This is a genomic window from Mesorhizobium sp. B2-5-3, from assembly GCF_006441005.1.
Taxonomy (GTDB): Bacteria; Pseudomonadota; Alphaproteobacteria; order Rhizobiales; family Rhizobiaceae; genus Mesorhizobium.
The window spans coordinates 154,777-170,685 of the sequence record NZ_VFUS01000003.1 but is presented as its reverse complement, the minus strand read 5'-3'; the positions used below and the strand labels follow the sequence as shown (position 1 = coordinate 170,685).

The following is a 15,909-nucleotide window of genomic DNA, read 5'->3' as shown; positions in this document are numbered from 1 at the left end:
CCCAGCAATGCGACCCCCGGCGCACCGCTTCGATTCCTCCGCGATGGAGTATATCGGCGCAGAAACGGACTGAAATGCGCCCGGTTCAATCAACTTTCGCGGAGCATGAAAATATTGCGTTTTGAAGCCGGCAAATTGAGTGAAACGAAATGTAATCAAAAGGATACGGCATGAGCGATACAAGCGTCGAAAACAGCCTGCCGCGGCTGGATCTGGCCTTTCCCTATCGCTTCTTCGGATCCGGCGGGGCCAGCGACGAATGCCTGTTCCTGCTGCATGGATCAGGTGTCGACGAGACGACCCTGGTGCCGCTGGCGAGGCAGATCGCACCGCATGCCTGCCTGGTCGCCGTGCGTGGCCGCATCGTCCAGGACGACGGCTTCCGCTGGTTCGAGCGGATCACGCCGACCAGCTTCGAGCAGGCCAGCATCCGCCGCGAGACGGCCGCTTTCGCACGCTTCATGGCCGAGGCCATGAAGCGGCACCGGATCGATCCGAAGCGCGCGGCTTTCCTCGGCTATTCCAACGGCGCCAATCTGGTTTCCAGCCTGATGCTGCTCCATCCCGGCCTTGTCGGACGGGCGGCACTGCTGCGGCCGATGCCGGTGCTGGACGAGACGCCGGCAACCGATCTGACCGGCATCAAGGCGCTGATTGTCGCCGGCGCCGCCGACCTGACCTACGGACCCTTCGCGCCGGCCCTGGTAACGCTGCTCAGCCAGCGCGGCGCCGAGGTCGACGCGCGTATCGTCGCTTCGGGCCATGAAATCGGCGACCCCGATGCCGCGATCGTGCGGCAATGGCTTGCCCCGCCCGCTCCTGCCGCCTGACGGGCAAGACGCGGATCGCCGCGCTCAGCCTCCTTCAGCGATGCCGGCCTGCGCCCCGGCAATCAGCAAGTCGAGGCCGCTTTCGAACAGCGCCTCGTGACCGCCCGCACGATAATCGGCCAGGGCCTGGCTGAGCAGCGGGTAACCGCTTGCCTTGGCATCGAGCGCCGCACCTCGACCCGGGCCGGCCGGATATTCTGCCTGTTCCTCGAGGACGCAGCCCACCGTGTAGCGCCCGACGATCATCAGCAACCGCATGGCCATGACGGAAGGCATGCCGGCCTCGCGCAGAAAAGTGAGCAACCGTTCGACATGTTCGAGATCGCCCGGATCGGCCTCGGTACCGGCATGGACGCGCGCACCGTCGCGATAGGCCATCAAGGCGCCGCGGAAGCTGCGGGCGTTGTTGCGTACGAATTCCTGCCAGCTCTCGCCCGGCAGCGGTACCTGATGTCCATGGCCGCGCCGCAGGATCTCCTCGTTCATTGCGTCGAGCAGGGCGCGCTTGTTCCTGAAATGCCAGTAGAGTGCCGGCTGCTGGACCTTGAGCCGCTGCGCCAGCAGCCGGGTCGAGAGCGCATCGATGCCGACGTCGTTCAACAGCTCGAGCGCCTGCGCCACGATCAGCGCCTTGTCCAGCTTCATATGCACCTCGCTTGCCCAGCCAATTTATCGGTGATAAACGCTACCTTATCACCGATAAACTTTAGGAAAGAAGCATCTCGATGAAAAGGGCCTATCTCGTCGTGCTGACGGCAATGGCGCTGGACGCGGCCGGCATCGGGCTGATCATGCCGGTGCTGCCGGGGCTGTTGCGCGGGGTTGGCCATGTCGAGGACATTGGCTGGATTTTCGGCGCGTTCCTCGCCGCCTATGCCGCAATGCAGGTGCTGTTTTCGCCCCTGCTCGGCGCGTTGTCCGACCGCTACGGCCGCCGGCCGGTGCTGCTTCTGTCGCTTGCCGGGTCGATGCTGGATTATCTGTTCATGACCTTCGCGCCGTCGCTGCCGCTGCTGTTCGTCGGCCGACTGATCGCCGGCCTAACGGGCGCCAGCATGGCGGTGGCCTCCGCCTATATGGTCGACATCAGCAGCGAAGAGCGGCGCGCCCGCGCCTTCGGCCATCTGAGCGCCGCTTTTGGCGTCGGGTTCATCGCCGGTCCGGCGCTCGGCGGCCTGCTCGGCGATGTCTGGCTGCGCGCGCCGTTCCTGGCGGCGACAGGGTTCACCGGCATCAATCTGGTGCTGGCCTTCCTTCTGCTGCCGGAGCCGGAGCGGGTCGGCGGCACAGGCGAGCCGCTGTCGTTCAACCCGCTGGCGCCGCTGCGTTGGGCCCTGACTTTTCCGGCCCTCCTGCCGCTGCTCGGCGCCTTTGCCGTGCTCGGCCTTGTCGGCGAAGTCGGCGGCACCGTCTGGGTTCTCTACGTGCAGGACAAATTCCGCTGGAGCCTTTTCACTGTGGGCATCTCGCTGGCATTGTTCGGCCTCTTCCATGCCGGAGCCCAGGGTTTCGTCGCCGGACCGATCGCCGAGCGCTGGGGCGAAAGGCGAGCGCTCATGGTCGCCATCCTTGCCGACAGCACGGCCTATGTGTCGATCGCGCTGGCCTGGCAAGGCTGGATGGCGTTCGCGCTGTTGCCGCTTTTCTGTCTCGGCGGCATCGGAGCCCCGGCGCTGCAATCGTTGCTGACGTCACGTGTCGCGGCAGATCACCAGGGGCGATTGCAAGGTGTGCTCACCAGCATGACGAGCCTGGTCTCGGTGTTCGGACCACTCGTGATCGCCATGCTCTATTTTCGCACTCGAATGGTCTTCCCAGGCATGGTGTGGGTCGCGGGCGCGACCCTCTATGTCCTCTGCCTGCCCCTGCTGCTCGCAACCGGATTGCCCACGGCCAAACGGGAGGCGGCGGAGTGAGGATAATAGTGGCCGGCGACAGGGTTATCCCTGCCCCATCCTGTTCCAGGCGTCCAGCCCGGCGATCTTATAGGCCTCGGCCAGCGTGGGATAGTTGAATGTATTGTTGACAAAGAAGTCGACCGTGCCACCCAGATTGATCACCGCCTGGCCGATGTGAATCAGTTCGGTGGCGCCCTCGCCGACGATATGCGCGCCGAGCAAGCGGCGTGTCTCGATCGAGAACAGAAGCTTCAGGAAGCCGGTGTTGACGCCCATGATGTGGCCCCGCGAGGTCTCGCGGAAACGGGCCACGCCAACCTCGTAGGCGGCGCCGCTCTCGCGCACCTGTTCCTCGGATTGGCCGACGGTGGAGATCTCGGGCACCGCGTAAATGCCATAAGGAAAGGTTTCCGGCGGCGGCGGCAATGTCACGCCGAAAGCATGGCACGCGGCTACCCGGCCCTGCTCCATCGAGGTGGAGGCCAGGCTCGGAAAGCCGATCACGTCGCCGGCGGCGTAAATGTTGGGCACGCTGGTCTGGAAGGTGTGCGGATCGACCTTGATGCGTCCCCTGGAGTCAGCCTCGATGCCGACCGCATCGAGGCCGAGGCTACCGACATTGCCGGTGCGGCCCGCGGCGTAGAGCACGATCTCGGAACGTATGGTGCGCCCGTCGGCCAGCGTGACCTCTGCATGGTCGGGCCTGGAGGCAATCTCCTTCACGGCGCTTCCCAGCCGGATGGTCATGCCGCGGTCGCGCATCTGGTGGATGAAGTCGTCGACGATCTCGCGGTCGACGAAATCGAGGATCGTGTTGCGCGGCTCGACCAGCGTCACCGGCACGTCGAGTGCCGAAAAGATCGTCGCGTATTCGACGCCGATGACCCCGGCGCCGATGACCGTCAGCGTGCGCGGCAAGCGGTCGAGCTCGAGCATTTCGTCACTGTCGAACACGCGGCTCTTGTCGAACGGCACGTCGCCCGGCCGGTGCGGCCTGGTGCCGACGGCGATCAGCGCATTGGCGAAGCCGACCTCGCTGTAGTCGCCATTGTCCGATGTCAGGCTGACCCTGTTGGGCCCGAGAAATTTCACCGCGGCGCGGGAGCTCTTGACCGTGTTGCGCATGAACTGGTGCTGCAGCACCTCGACCTCGTGGTCGAGCGTCTTGTGCAGGCGCTCGACCAAGTCTCCGACCGAGATGTCCTGCTTAACCCGATAGCCGCGCCCATAGAAGCCGCGCTCACGCCAGCCCGAGAGATTGAGCACGGTTTCGCGCAGCGTCTTCGACGGAATGGTGCCCGTGTGCACGGAAACGCCGCCCAGGCGCCGCCCCCTGTCGACGACCAGTACCGATTTGCCGAGTTTGGCCGATTGTACAGCGGCACGACGGCCGGAAGGGCCGCTGCCAATGACCAGCATGTCGTAATCCATCCTGCCCGTCCCTGCCCCTTGGCGCTTTTGGTGCGCCGCAACAAGCTAACGCCATGTCAGGCGCGAATTCAACCGGCCCGCCGGCCGCTTCCCCCGCCTTGCGCACCGGGAAAGGCTCGATCTTGATTCCGCCATCAGCCTTTACCATTTTCCCAGCAGGTGGGGCGCAGGCTAAGCAGGCCCCTGTTACGAGGAAATTACATGAACGCTCGCGTTCTCGACGGTGAAATCATCAATACCAGGCTCGACGACGTGAGGGCCTATGAAGGCGTACGCACGCGGCGTGTCCTGGCGGTCATGATCGACTATGTCATTGTCGCGCTGCTCATCATCCCTGTCGCCATATTAGTGTTCTTCCTCGGGCTTTTGACCCTCGGCCTTGGCTGGATGCTGTTCGGCGTCCTGGTCCCGGCCGTCGCGATTCTCTACATCTGGAACACGCTTGGCAGCGCCAACCAGGCGACCACGGGCATGAAGATGATGGGCATCCGGCTCGATCGGCTCGACGGCAGGCCGATCGACGGGCTCACGGCAGTGGTCCATTCGGTGCTGTTCTGGGCCGGCAACGTCATCCTGTCGCCGCTGGTGCTGCTGGTGACGCTGTTTTCCGATCGCAAGCGCACGCTGCACGACCTGCTGCTCGGCACGGTGGTCAGCCGCACCGGCCGCTGAGGCGCATTTTCGCAGGCATCGCCGCGGCGTCGGCACAAATGTGAAGGCGTCCGCATGGCCACGCCTTCACAATCCTGTTGAATTTTTCGCTTTCCGCGCCAAAGGTAGAGCGATTCGAAGGAGTGTTTCCGAGACTCGATGACGCAGCACCCGACCCAGTCGCCGCAGTTCTTCCTGACCGCGCCGTCGCCGTGCCCCTATCTCGACGGCCAGTTCGAGCGCAAGGTGTTCACGCATCTGGTCGGCGACAAGGCGTCAGAGATGAATGATCTCCTGACCCAAGGCGGGTTCCGCCGCTCCCAGAACATCGCCTACAGGCCGGCCTGCGAAACCTGCCGCGCCTGCGTCTCCGTGCGCATCCTGGCGCAGGAATTCGTCGCCAGCCGCAACATGAAGCGCGTGCTGCAGCACAATTCCGATCTCGTCGGCGCCATGCACAATGCCGAGCCCTCGACCGAACAATATTCGCTGTTCCGCAGCTATCTCGATGCCCGCCACCGCCGCGGCGGCATGTCGGACATGACGGTTCTGGACTACGCCATGATGGTCGAGGACACCCATGTCGACACCAAGGTCATCGAATATCGCCGGCGCGGGCCCGATACTTTCATCACCGGCAAGGGACAGGGCGAGCTGATCGCGGTGGCGCTCACCGACAAGATGGCCGACGGCCTGTCGATGGTGTATTCCTACTTCAATCCCGACTTCGAGGAGCGGTCTCTCGGCACGTTCATGATCCTCGATCACATCGCTCGCGCCAGGGCGATGGGGCTGCCCCATGTCTACCTGGGATACTGGGTCAACGGCTCGCGCAAGATGAATTATAAGATGCGCTTCATGCCGCAGGAGCATCTCGGCCCGAAGGGCTGGGAGCGCTACACCAACGAAGCGGTCTCACGCTGAGTTTTTCCAAGATCCACGTTTAACTGTTTCAACGCAGGGGATGCTGGTCTTTCAGCCGCTTGGCGGGAGAGTGCGTCATTGGCCGATCGGCTGTCCCATCTGTATTTCATTACGAAAGTTTGCAAATGACGTCCCACAGCGACCACCAGAAGGGCCTTCTGATAACCGCCATTGGCGGCCTGACGCTGACCCTCGACATTCCGCTGATCCGCCTCGCCGATGGCGGCGCATGGACGATCCTGCTCTTGCGCGGGGCCGCCACCTTCATCGCCGCAATGATCATCTGGGCTGTCTGGCGGGCGCTGAGCCGAAACGCGCCCGAGCTCATTCCAGGCTGGTCGGGACTTGCGGCCGCGATATGCTACGGGCTGACCTCGATCACGTTCGTCACCGCCGTCTTCTACACCTCGACCGCCGACCTGGTGTTCATCCTGGCCTTCAACACGGTGTTCGCTGCGCTCTTGTCCTGGTTGTTTCTCCAGGAAAAGCCGCGGGCGGTGACGCTCGCGGCGATGCTGGTCATGATCCTCGGCGTGCTGGTAATCGTCGGCGGATCTGTCGGCACCGGACACCTGTTCGGCAATTTCATGGCGCTGTGTTCGGCCTTCTTCATTTCCGTGGCCATCACCATTTCGCGGGCCAGCGGCAAGGACATGGGCTTCACGGCGCTCGTCGGGGTGGTTCCGTCGCTCGTGCTGGCGGCCTTCATGGTGTCAGGTGAAGGCATCCATGTGAGCGCGCCCTGGTGGATCATCTTTAATGGCGCCGTGATCATGCCGATTTCGTTCTTCTGCCTGGCGGCCGGCCCCAAATACATCTCCGGACCGGAAGTGGCGATGTTCTACCTTCTGGAGACCGTGCTGGCACCGGTGTGGGTATGGCTGATCTTTTCCGAAACGCCGTCACGCAACAGCCTGATCGGCGGCGCGATCCTGATCGTCACATTGGTGGTCCATTCGGTGTGGCAGTTGCATGACGGACGCAGGCGCCGCGCCGCCCTTGCGGTGCGTCATCCGGCCTGAATCTTCTTCGCCTCGCCGTCGATCTCGATCAGCGACGGCGAGCCTTCCTGTTCAGGGGAAGCAGGCATCTCGTCCATCATTTCCACCTCGCGCAGCCATTCGCGCCAGATCGCCACCAGCAGTGCCATCAGCACCGGGCCGATGAACAGGCCGAGAAAGCCCATCGTCTTGACGCCGCCGATCAGGCCGAAAAAGGTCGGCAGGAAGGGCAGTTTTATCGGCCCGCCGACGAGCTTCGGTCGCAAGGTCTTGTCGACGATGAACAGTTCGACCGTCCCCCAGATGAACAAAGCCAGGCCGGCCACCGGTGAGCCGCTGGCAGCGAGATAGATCGAAACCAGCGTGAAGGACAGCGGTGCCCCGCCGGGAATCAGCGCCATGACCCCGGTGAGCGCGCCAAGCGTCACGGGCGACGGCACGCCGGCCAGCCAGTAGGCGATGCCGAGCACCAATCCCTCGCCGATGGCGATGACGGTCATGCCGGTCACGGTCGAGGAAATGGTCGCCGGCACGACCCGCGAGATGCGCTCCCACCTCGTCGGCAGGATGCGCTCGCCCAGGCGATCGACCTGGCCCGCGAAATGCTCGCCGTCGCGATAGGCGAAGAACAGCGCGATCATCATGAACAAAAGCGTCAAAAGCAGGCCGAAGGCGCTGCCGCCAGCGGCAAGGACGCCGCGATAGATGCTGCCGATATTGGCGCCGCTGACCAGTTGGATCAGTTCGCCGATGCCGCCGGGATGGCCGAGATTGGTCGTCCATTGCTGGTTCAGCCATTCTCCTACGATAGGCAGCGTGGCGATCCAGTGCGGTGTCGGGGCGCCGTGCCGGTTGGTCTCGATCGCCCAGCCGACCCATTCGCGCACCTCGTTGATGGCGTAGGTGCCCGCGAGCGCGATCGGTATGACCAGGAAGGCAAGGATGAACAATATGGCGAAGGTGGCGGCGATGGTGCGGTTGCCGCCGACACCGGCCAAAAGCCGCCGGTAAAGCGGCCAGCTTGCGAAGGCGATGACCAGCGCGGCCAGCACCGGGAACAGGAAGCCGTGGAAGAAATAGACGCCGGCGGCAACGATCAGCACCAGCAGCCAGCGCGCCGCCGAGAGCGGTGGGATGACGGCGGCTCTGAGCGGCGTCGACAGACCGAACAGGCGCTGCCCCGGTTTCTGGATTTTCGCTTCCTTCAAACGCTCGTCTCTCCCCGGCCATCCCGCGGCTTATGCTCTGACATAGTGCAGCAATCGTGACGATAGTTCAAAAGGTGATGGTGAAGCTGCGGATCTCCCCCTCGAGGGGGAGATGGCCGGCAGGCCAGAGGGGGTAGCCGCGCGTAAGGCGCTAGCATTCTTTGTTCAAAGCAATGAGGTTGCGTCCAGTCGAACCGACCCCCTCTGTCGACTTCGGCGGCATCTCCCCCTCGAGGGGGGAGATTACCCAAATTTCCCGGTCCTCGGGAAACCCTTCGGCACCATGCGGCCAGCCGACGCGCGGGCGCCGATCCATTCGGCCAATTCCTCGCGCGACCTTGTAAAGGTGCGGTCGGCCGAATCCTGCCAGGAAAGACCGGTCTCCAGCGTAAATGGCTTGAGATCAAGAAGCCCGCCATCCTTGTATTTCTGCAGCCGCACGCCCTTGCCGCGGCTCATTTCCGGAATGTCGGACAGCGGAAACACCAGCATCTTTCGGTTCTCGCCGACGATAGCCAGATGATCGCCGCCGACCGGCACGCAGCGCTTGGCTTCGTCGGGCGCCTTGACGTTCATCACCTGCTTGCCCTTGCGGGTGTTGGCGACGACCTCTTCCTCCGGCACGATGAAACCGTTGGCGTCATGCGAGACCAGCAGCAGCTTGCGCTTCGGATCGTGGACGAAGGCGGTGACGATGTCCTGGTCATTGTCCATGTCGACGATGATGCGGATCGGCTCGCCATGGCCGCGCCCGCCTGGCAGCCGATCGGCGCCGATGGTGTAAAATTTGCCGCCGGTGGTGAACACCAGGATCTTGTCGGTCGTCTGCGCATGGAAGGCGAGTTTCAGGCTGTCGCCTTCCTTGAACGCAAGCTGCGAATGATCGGTCAGATGACCCTTCATCGCACGCAGCCAGCCCTTTTCCGAGACCACCACGGTGACCGGCTCGCGCTCGATCATGGCATGTGCGATGTCGGTCAGGTCATGCTCGGGCGCATCGGCGAACTGGGTGCGGCGCTTACCGAGCTCGGTCTCGGGGCCGAATTTGTCCCGCAGGCTCGCAACCTCCCACTTGATCGTCCCCCATTGCTTGGCTTCGGACGCAAGCAGCGCCTCGATCTGCTTCTTTTCGGCAGTGAGGCCGTCGAATTCCTTGCGGATCTCGAATTCTTCCAGCTTGCGCAGGGCGCGCAGGCGCATGTTGAGAATGGCTTCGGCCTGGGTGTCGGTGAGGGACCAGCGGGCCATCATGACCTGCTTGGGCTCATCCTCCTCGCGGATGATCTTGATCACCTCGTCGATATTGAGATAGGCGATCAGGTAGCCGGCAAGGATCTCCAGCCGTCTTTCGATCTCGCCGAGGCGATGTTTCGAGCGGCGGATCAGCACGTCGCGGCGATGCTCGAGCCATTCCTGCAGCACGCCCTTCAGCGACAGGACATTGGGCACCTTGCCGCGCGACAGCACGTTCATGTTGAGCGGGAAACGGCTTTCAAGCTCGGTGAGCTTGAACAGCGATTCCATCAGGATGCCGGGATCGACGGAACGGCTCTTGGGCACCAGCACGACGCGGATGTCCTCGGCGCTCTCGTCTCTGATGTCCTCGAGCAGCGGCAATTTGCGCGCCATCAGGAGCTCGGCGATCTTCTCGATCAGCCGCGCCTTCTGCACGCCATAGGGGATTTCGGTGACGACGATGCTCCAGGTGCCCCTGCCCTGGTCTTCCTGGCTCCATTTTGCCCGCACGCGAAAGCCGCCACGGCCGGTTTCATAGGATTCGAGGATGGAGGCTCGGCTATCGACGATGATGCCGCCGGTCGGGAAATCCGGGCCCTGGACGAAATCCATCAGCTTGGCCACCGGCGCGTCCCGATGCTCGATCAGGTGAAGGGCGGCGTCGCAAAGTTCGGCCGCGTTGTGCGGCGGGATCGATGTCGCCATGCCGACAGCGATGCCGGACGAGCCATTGGCCAGCAGATTGGGGAAGGCGCCCGGGAGCACCACCGGCTCCTCGTCCTCCTCATTGTAGGTCGGCCGGTAGTCGACGGCATCCTCGGTGATGCCCGCGAGCAGCTCGGTCGCCACATCGGTCATGCGCGCTTCGGTGTAGCGCATGGCGGCGGCGTTATCGCCGTCAATGTTGCCGAAATTGCCCTGGCCGTCGACCAAGGGGTAGCGCATCGAGAAATCCTGCGCCAGCCGCACCAGCGCATCGTAGATCGACTGGTCGCCATGCGGGTGGAACTTGCCCATCACCTCGCCGACGATACGAGCGCATTTGGCGAAGCCTTGGTCGGGGTTGAGGCGCAGCAGGCGCATGGCGTGCATGATGCGGCGATGGACGGGCTTCAGCCCGTCGCGGACATCGGGCAGCGCCCGGTGCATGATGGTCGACAGCGCATAGGCAAGATAGCGCTCTTCGAGCGCCTTCTTCAGATCGACCGGTTCGATGTGATCGCCGCCACCATTGTCAGGCGGCAAAAGCCTTTTTCCCATGGGCTGGAACTAGCCGAGCGGGTGATTCGCGGCAAGAGGGCAAGCCTTGAAGTGGGTGCATGCCCTGCCCTGCAACACGAAGCCGCAGGCAAGCCCGCCAGCCAACATCAATCCGTTACATGCCGTCTCTATTGCGAAGCGCGACGACGCCGGGCGGCCCGGTCTCCAGCATGTTCGGATCGAGTTTGCCTTTCGCCGCGATTTTTGACCATTGTGGCGGGATGCGCCTTTTTCCCGTCCAGTTCGTCACTGAAGGGTGATGGCGCCAAAAATTGAAAAATAATTTTCAGGACACTCGCAGGGGCATTCGCGATGACAATCAAACGCTCGACTCTCAGGAAATTCGCCTTTTCGACCTTCTTGCTCACACTGCCGCTGAACGCGGCGCTCGCCCAGGACACCGCGGTCGCCGACCGGCTGAAGGCGGCACTTGCCGCGCAGGGCGTCAACATCTCCTGGACCGGCGTGACCGGCGACAACGCCAGCATGGTGTTGCAGGGCGTATCCATCAAACCGGGCGCGGAAAAAGAAGCCCTTGCGATCGGCGACGTCAAACTCGAAGGCGTGACCGAAGCCAATGGCGGCTATGATATCGCAACCGTGTCGACCTCGGCATTCGAACATAGCACGGACGGCGTCACCCTCAATTTAAGCCCCCTCGTCATCCACGACATGATGGTTCCGGCCAGCGGCGCCAGCGGCCCGCTGGGCTCGCTGATGATGTACAAGTCCGCCGAACTCTCGAACATGAGGGTCAAGATCGCCGACAAGACCGCTTTCTCGATGGACGGGCTTGCCATCGAAATCACGCCGCCGGCCGACGGCCAAGCGATGAAATTCACCGGCACCACCGAGAAGTTCAATGCCGACCTGACGCTGGTCGAGGATCCCAAGTCGAAGGAAGTCATCAACGCACTCGGCTACCAGAACATTGCGGGCAATTTCGAGATGGCCGGCACCTGGCAGCCCACTGACGGCAAGATGGAGCTGTCGAAATACAACATTTCGGTCAAGAATGCCGGCACGCTCGGCATGACCTTCGATCTCGGCGGCTACACGCTCGACTTCATCAAGTCGCTGCAGGAAATGCAGAAGAAGATGGCCGCCCAGCCCGAAGGGGCCGACAACTCGGCGCAAGGCATGGCCATGCTCGGCCTGTTGCAGCAGCTTTCCTTCAACAGCGCCTCGATCCGTTTCGACGACGATTCTCTGACGGGCAAGGTGCTGGACTATGTCGGCAAGCAGCAAGGCATGTCGGGCAAGGATATCGCCAACCAGGCCAAGGCGATCGTGCCGTTCGGCATGGCGCAGCTCAACAATCCCGAGCTGACGGCGCAGGTAACGGCGGCGGTCGGCAAATATCTCGACGATCCGAAGAGCCTCGAAATCTCGGCTAAGCCGCCGGCGTCGGTGCCGTTCGCACTGATCATGGCGGGCGCCATGTCCAATCCGACCGACCTGCCGAAGACGCTCGGCGTCACCGTCAAGGCCAACGAAGACTGATCGAAGCGACCTCGACTTGCTTCAAGATACGAAAAGCCCGGCAGCGATGCCGGGCTTTTGTCTGCGATTCTCAATCGAACGAGTCACTTCGGAGGCTTCTTTAAAGCGCCGTCCGAAGCGCCATCATGCCTCTTTCTTGATCGGTGCGACACGCAGCGACAAGTCGCGAAGCTGCTGCGGCGTGGCTTCCGACGGCGCATTCATCAACAGGTCGTAAGCCTGCTGGTTCATCGGGAACATGGTGATCTCGCGCAGGTTCTTGGCGCCCACCAGCAACATCACGACGCGGTCGATGCCGAATGCCGCTCCGCCGTGCGGCGGGGCGCCGTACTGAAACGCACGGTAAAGGCCGCCAAAGCGCTCCTCGACGGTCTGGCGATCCAGTCCGACCATCTCGAAGGCCCTGACCATGGTTTCGGGCAAATGGTTGCGGATGCCGCCCGAGGCAATCTCGAAGCCGTTGCACACGGCGTCGTACTGGAATGCCTTGATGCCGAGCGGCTCCTGGTTGTTGAGGGCGTCGATGCCGCCCTGCGGCATCGAAAACGGATTGTGGGCGAAATCGATCTTCTTCTCGTCCTCGTTCCACTCGAAGAACGGAAAGTCGACGATCCAGCACAGCTCGAAACGGTCGCGGTCGACCAGGTTCAGTTCCTCGCCGGCGCGGGTGCGCGCAGCACCCGCGAAGGAGACGAATTTCTTGGGATCGCCGGCGACGAAGAAGGCGGCATCGCCATCGGCAAGGCCCAGCTGAAGGCGGATCGCCTCGGTGCGCTCCTCGCCGATGTTCTTGGCAAGCGGACCCGCGCCTTCGAGTTTCTCGCCTTCCTTGCGCCAGAAGATGTAGCCCAATCCGGGCTGCCCCTCGCCTTGCGCCCAGCTGTTCATGCGGTCGCAGAAGGCACGGCTGCCCCCGGTCTTGGCCGGAATGGCCCAGACCTCGGCCTTGGGATCGTTGGCCAGGATGTTGGCGAAGACCTTGAAGCCGGAATCACGAAAATGGTCGGAGACCGCCTGCATCTCGATCGGGTTGCGCAGATCCGGCTTGTCGGTACCGTATTTGCGCATCGCAACATCATAGGGAATGCGCGGCCAGTCCTTCGTGACGGGCTTGCCGTTGGCAAAGGCCTCGAAGACCGATGTCATCACCGGCGCCATGGTGGAAAGCACGTCATCCTGCTCGACAAAGCTCATTTCGAGGTCGAGCTGGTAGAATTCGCCGGGCAGGCGGTCGGCGCGCGGATCCTCGTCGCGGAAGCAGGGCGCGATCTGGAAATAACGATCGAAACCCGAGACCATGATCAGCTGCTTGTATTGCTGCGGCGCCTGCGGCAGCGCATAGAAAGTGCCGGGGTGAATGCGCGACGGCACCAGGAAGTCGCGCGCGCCTTCGGGCGACGATGCGGTGAGGATCGGCGTCGAGAATTCGGTGAAGCCGACCTCGCCCATGCGCTTGCGCATCTCGGCGATGATCTTCGTGCGCGCCACGATGTTCCTGTGCAGCGTCTCGCGGCGCAGGTCGAGGAAGCGGTATTTCAGCCTGATGTCCTCGGGATAGTCCGGCTCGCCGAAGACCGGCAGCGGCAATTCCTTGGCCGCCGAAAGCACTTCGATCTCGCGCGCGAAAATCTCGATCTCGCCGGTCGGCAGGTTGGCATTGGTGGTTTCAGGCAGGCGCGCCTTGACCTCGCCGTCGACGCGGATCACCCATTCGCCGCGCACTGTTTCGGCGATCTTGAAGGCCGGCGAATCGGGATCGGCGACGATTTGGGTCAGGCCATAGTGGTCGCGCAGGTCGATGAACAGCAGGCCGCCATGGTCGCGCACGCGATGCACCCAGCCCGACAGGCGAACGGAAGCGCCGACGTCGCTCTTTCTCAACTGGGCACAGGTATGGCTGCGGTAACGGTGCATTGTCATGGGCAAAAGTCCGGGATGTTGGGTTGCCGGCCGAAGCATCGCGGCCCGGCCTGAAAAATTTGCGCGAAAAGCGCATGGGAGGCCCGGTTTGTCAAGGCGAGTGGGCGGAGGGCCAGGGCAACGAACCCGGGTTGACGGGTTCTTTCGGAGCATTCGCCGGCGCGCAGGTCGCCCTATGAACCAAGGCTTGACAGCCGCAGGCGATGCGCGAGGTGATCGACGACCAATACGGCGCTTGCGGAAGACGTTGTGGCCCGATGAAGGCGGATCTCCGCCCCGGGCAGCGGCGGCACATAAGGGCCAGGATGGACATCGCGCAGGCCGGGCGCGAGCATGCTGCCCTTGACCACGGTAACCGCAAGGCCCTGCTCGACGATCGCCTCCGTCGCGGCAAGGCTCGGGCTGACATAGGCCAGTCGCCACGGCCGGCCCGCTCTGTCGAGCGCGTCAATCGCCCATGCGCGAAACAAGCAATCGGGGTCCGACAACGCGACGGGCAGCGGATCGAGTTCTTCGACAGAGTGGGTCCTCGCCGCCGCCCATATCGCTCTTTCGCGGCATATCAGATCGCCCTCGGCCACACCTTCCGGATGCATGGCGATGACCGCGTCAAATGATGAGCCGAGCCGTTTCAGCAGCCGCGCCGTGAGGCCGATCTCCATTTCGACCTGCATGAGCGGAAATCGCACGGCGATATCGGCGAGGAGGCGTGGCAGGATCTTGGTGCCGTAGTCCTCCATGACGCCTATCCGGATGCGTCCCGCTACCCGTTGGTTGGAGACACGGGCAATCGCCTGCTCGTTAAGTGCAAGAATGCGGCGTGCGTCGATCAGAAACCCCTCGCCGGCGGCCGTAAGCTCGACATGGGCCGTCGATCGACGGAACAGCGAAATGTCGAGGCGCTCTTCAAGGCGCTTCACCTGCAAGCTGACGGTGGCTTGCGTTCGATTGAGCTGCTCGGCGGCTCGCGTGAAAGAGAGCCGCTCGGCAACGACGACGAAAGTCCGCAACAATTCCGGATCGAGACTCCGACTGCTCATTGCGCAAGCTTATCAAGCTCATTGCATTTATTCGATTCCTTTTACCCGGTTTGCCCGATACCGCTGGACTCCGAACTGGCAGAGGGGAAGCGATGGAAACTGGAGGCGTGCTCGCGGCGATTCTCTCCAGCGCCTTTGGCGGCACCGCTGTCGGTGCAACGCGCTATCTCGCGCGTTCGCTGGATCCGCTCACCATCGGCGCGATCCGGTTCGGGGGTGGTTTTCTAGTGCTCGCCGCCGTAGCGCTTCTGCGGCGGGACAAGTGGCCTGCGAAAAGCGATTGGCCGGGCGCCGCCGCATTGGGCCTGCTGTTCTTCGGCCTATTCCCGGTGCTCTTCAACGGAGCCCTTGTCTACACGACGGCGGCGCGAGGAGCTCTGGCGCTTTCGACGCTGCCTGTGCTCACAATGCTCGCAGGCGCGGTTCTAGGGATCGAACCGCCGACGACGCGCAAGATCGTCGGCGTCCTGGTCGCGATGGCCGGAGTGGCTGTCGCGCTTGGCAGCAGCCTGACGACAGCTCCCCAGGGCGCCTGGCGCGGAGACCTCCTGATGATCGCGGCGGCATTCTGCATGGCGCTCTACAATGTCTGGTCGCGACCTTTTCTCACCCGCTGCGCGCCGACATCATTCGCCGCGTTTGGCATGGCCGTCGGCACGGCCTGCCTGTTGGCGCTGTCGACTTTGACTGGAGGCCTGACGCGACTTGCCGCGCTTGAGGCGTCGCAATGGGTTGCCAGCGGATACCTGGCCGTAATTTGCGGCGCCCTGATCTTCTTCCTCTGGGCGTTCGCGCTTGAACGTGCGCCGCCAACGCTGGTTGCCGTTTCAGTTGCCGTGAACCCCGTGACGGCATCGATCTTCGGCGCCGTCTTTCTCGGTGAGCAAATCAATGCAAACCTAATTGTCGGGCTCATCGCTGTCCTCGCGGGAATAGCCATCGCGTCGGGAGCAGCCGGGCGGTTCGCCGTGGGACGTCGAGGAGGCAGGCGCCGACTTCCTTGAACA

At 63.1% G+C, this 15,909-nt stretch carries 13 protein-coding genes; 7 read left to right on the top strand and 6 right to left on the bottom strand.

The genetic code is table 11. The features are described from left to right. The first annotated feature begins 170 nt into the window (after positions 1-170). A complete protein-coding gene (locus FJ867_RS08185) occupies positions 171-830 on the top strand; it encodes an alpha/beta hydrolase (protein WP_140515667.1) in 660 nt (219 codons plus the stop codon). A 24-nt stretch (positions 831-854) separates the two neighbouring features. Here FJ867_RS08185 and FJ867_RS08180 read toward each other — a convergent pair whose 3' ends face one another. Continuing rightward, a complete protein-coding gene (locus FJ867_RS08180; RefSeq protein ID WP_140494084.1) occupies positions 855-1,475 on the bottom strand; it encodes a TetR/AcrR family transcriptional regulator C-terminal domain-containing protein in 621 nt (206 codons plus the stop codon). Between the two features lie 80 nt (positions 1,476-1,555). On the opposite strand from FJ867_RS08180, the gene FJ867_RS08175 reads away from it, so the two are divergent. Further along, entirely contained in the window at positions 1,556-2,746 is a 1,191-nt protein-coding gene (locus FJ867_RS08175) for a TCR/Tet family MFS transporter (protein WP_140728254.1), read from the top strand. 24 nt (positions 2,747-2,770) lie between these two features. Here FJ867_RS08175 and sthA read toward each other — a convergent pair whose 3' ends face one another. Beyond that, positions 2,771-4,159: a Si-specific NAD(P)(+) transhydrogenase gene (gene sthA / locus FJ867_RS08170; RefSeq protein WP_140494088.1), complete on the bottom strand. Its 1,389-nt coding sequence runs from the start codon at positions 4,157-4,159 to the stop codon at positions 2,771-2,773. A 201-nt stretch (positions 4,160-4,360) separates the two neighbouring features. Here sthA and FJ867_RS08165 point away from each other — a divergent pair, with 201 nt between their 5' ends. The 3 genes from FJ867_RS08165 (at position 4,361) to FJ867_RS08155 (ending at position 6,756) form a co-directional block, all read left to right on the top strand. Next, entirely contained in the window at positions 4,361-4,831 is a 471-nt protein-coding gene (locus FJ867_RS08165) for an RDD family protein (RefSeq protein ID WP_140521755.1), read from the top strand. Between the two features lie 138 nt (positions 4,832-4,969). Next, entirely contained in the window at positions 4,970-5,734 is a 765-nt protein-coding gene (locus FJ867_RS08160; protein WP_140494092.1) for an arginyltransferase, read from the top strand. 125 nt (positions 5,735-5,859) lie between these two features. Further along, positions 5,860-6,756, top strand: a complete 897-nt coding sequence (locus FJ867_RS08155) for a DMT family transporter (protein WP_140521753.1) — start codon at positions 5,860-5,862, stop codon at positions 6,754-6,756. Here FJ867_RS08155 and FJ867_RS08150 read toward each other — a convergent pair. Continuing rightward, positions 6,744-7,943 (bottom strand): AI-2E family transporter, encoded by a 1,200-nt coding sequence (locus tag FJ867_RS08150; protein WP_140515657.1) that lies wholly within the window; start codon positions 7,941-7,943, stop codon positions 6,744-6,746. The two genes, FJ867_RS08155 and FJ867_RS08150, sit on opposite strands and share 13 nt — an antisense overlap. Before the next feature lie 243 nt (positions 7,944-8,186). Beyond that, complete coding sequence (gene parC / locus FJ867_RS08145) at positions 8,187-10,439, bottom strand: DNA topoisomerase IV subunit A (RefSeq protein ID WP_140557024.1); 2,253 nt, start codon at positions 10,437-10,439, stop codon at positions 8,187-8,189. A 312-nt stretch (positions 10,440-10,751) separates the two neighbouring features. Between parC and FJ867_RS08140 the strand changes: the two genes are divergently transcribed. Then, entirely contained in the window at positions 10,752-11,942 is a 1,191-nt protein-coding gene (locus tag FJ867_RS08140; protein ID WP_140817056.1) for a hypothetical protein, read from the top strand. A 123-nt stretch (positions 11,943-12,065) separates the two neighbouring features. Here the strand turns inward: FJ867_RS08140 and aspS are convergent, their stop codons facing one another. Beyond that, complete coding sequence (gene aspS, locus FJ867_RS08135; protein WP_181167403.1) at positions 12,066-13,856, bottom strand: aspartate--tRNA ligase; 1,791 nt, start codon at positions 13,854-13,856, stop codon at positions 12,066-12,068. A 179-nt stretch (positions 13,857-14,035) separates the two neighbouring features. After that, entirely contained in the window at positions 14,036-14,902 is an 867-nt protein-coding gene (locus tag FJ867_RS08130; protein ID WP_140560559.1) for a LysR family transcriptional regulator, read from the bottom strand. Between FJ867_RS08130 and FJ867_RS08125 the strand changes: the two genes are divergently transcribed. After that, complete coding sequence (locus FJ867_RS08125; RefSeq protein WP_318012625.1) at positions 14,902-15,906, top strand: DMT family transporter; 1,005 nt, start codon at positions 14,902-14,904, stop codon at positions 15,904-15,906. The genes FJ867_RS08130 and FJ867_RS08125 overlap by 1 nt on opposite strands. The last annotated feature ends 3 nt before the right edge of the window (positions 15,907-15,909 follow it).

Excerpts from the sequence above, each read along its gene's own strand:
- FJ867_RS08140 (WP_140817056.1), top strand. The coding sequence starts at position 10,752 with ATGACAATCAAACGCTCGACTCTCAGGAAATTCGCCTTTTCGACCTTC.
- sthA (WP_140494088.1), bottom strand. The coding sequence starts at position 4,159 with ATGGATTACGACATGCTGGTCATTGGCAGCGGCCCTTCCGGCCGTCGT.
- FJ867_RS08160 (WP_140494092.1), top strand. The coding sequence starts at position 4,970 with ATGACGCAGCACCCGACCCAGTCGCCGCAGTTCTTCCTGACCGCGCCG.
- FJ867_RS08130 (WP_140560559.1), bottom strand. The coding sequence starts at position 14,902 with ATGAGCAGTCGGAGTCTCGATCCGGAATTGTTGCGGACTTTCGTCGTC.
- FJ867_RS08180 (WP_140494084.1), bottom strand. The coding sequence starts at position 1,475 with ATGAAGCTGGACAAGGCGCTGATCGTGGCGCAGGCGCTCGAGCTGTTG.
- FJ867_RS08155 (WP_140521753.1), top strand. The coding sequence starts at position 5,860 with ATGACGTCCCACAGCGACCACCAGAAGGGCCTTCTGATAACCGCCATT.
- FJ867_RS08185 (WP_140515667.1), top strand. The coding sequence starts at position 171 with ATGAGCGATACAAGCGTCGAAAACAGCCTGCCGCGGCTGGATCTGGCC.
- parC (WP_140557024.1), bottom strand. The coding sequence starts at position 10,439 with ATGGGAAAAAGGCTTTTGCCGCCTGACAATGGTGGCGGCGATCACATC.
- FJ867_RS08175 (WP_140728254.1), top strand. The coding sequence starts at position 1,556 with ATGAAAAGGGCCTATCTCGTCGTGCTGACGGCAATGGCGCTGGACGCG.
- aspS (WP_181167403.1), bottom strand. The coding sequence starts at position 13,856 with ATGCACCGTTACCGCAGCCATACCTGTGCCCAGTTGAGAAAGAGCGAC.
- FJ867_RS08165 (WP_140521755.1), top strand. The coding sequence starts at position 4,361 with ATGAACGCTCGCGTTCTCGACGGTGAAATCATCAATACCAGGCTCGAC.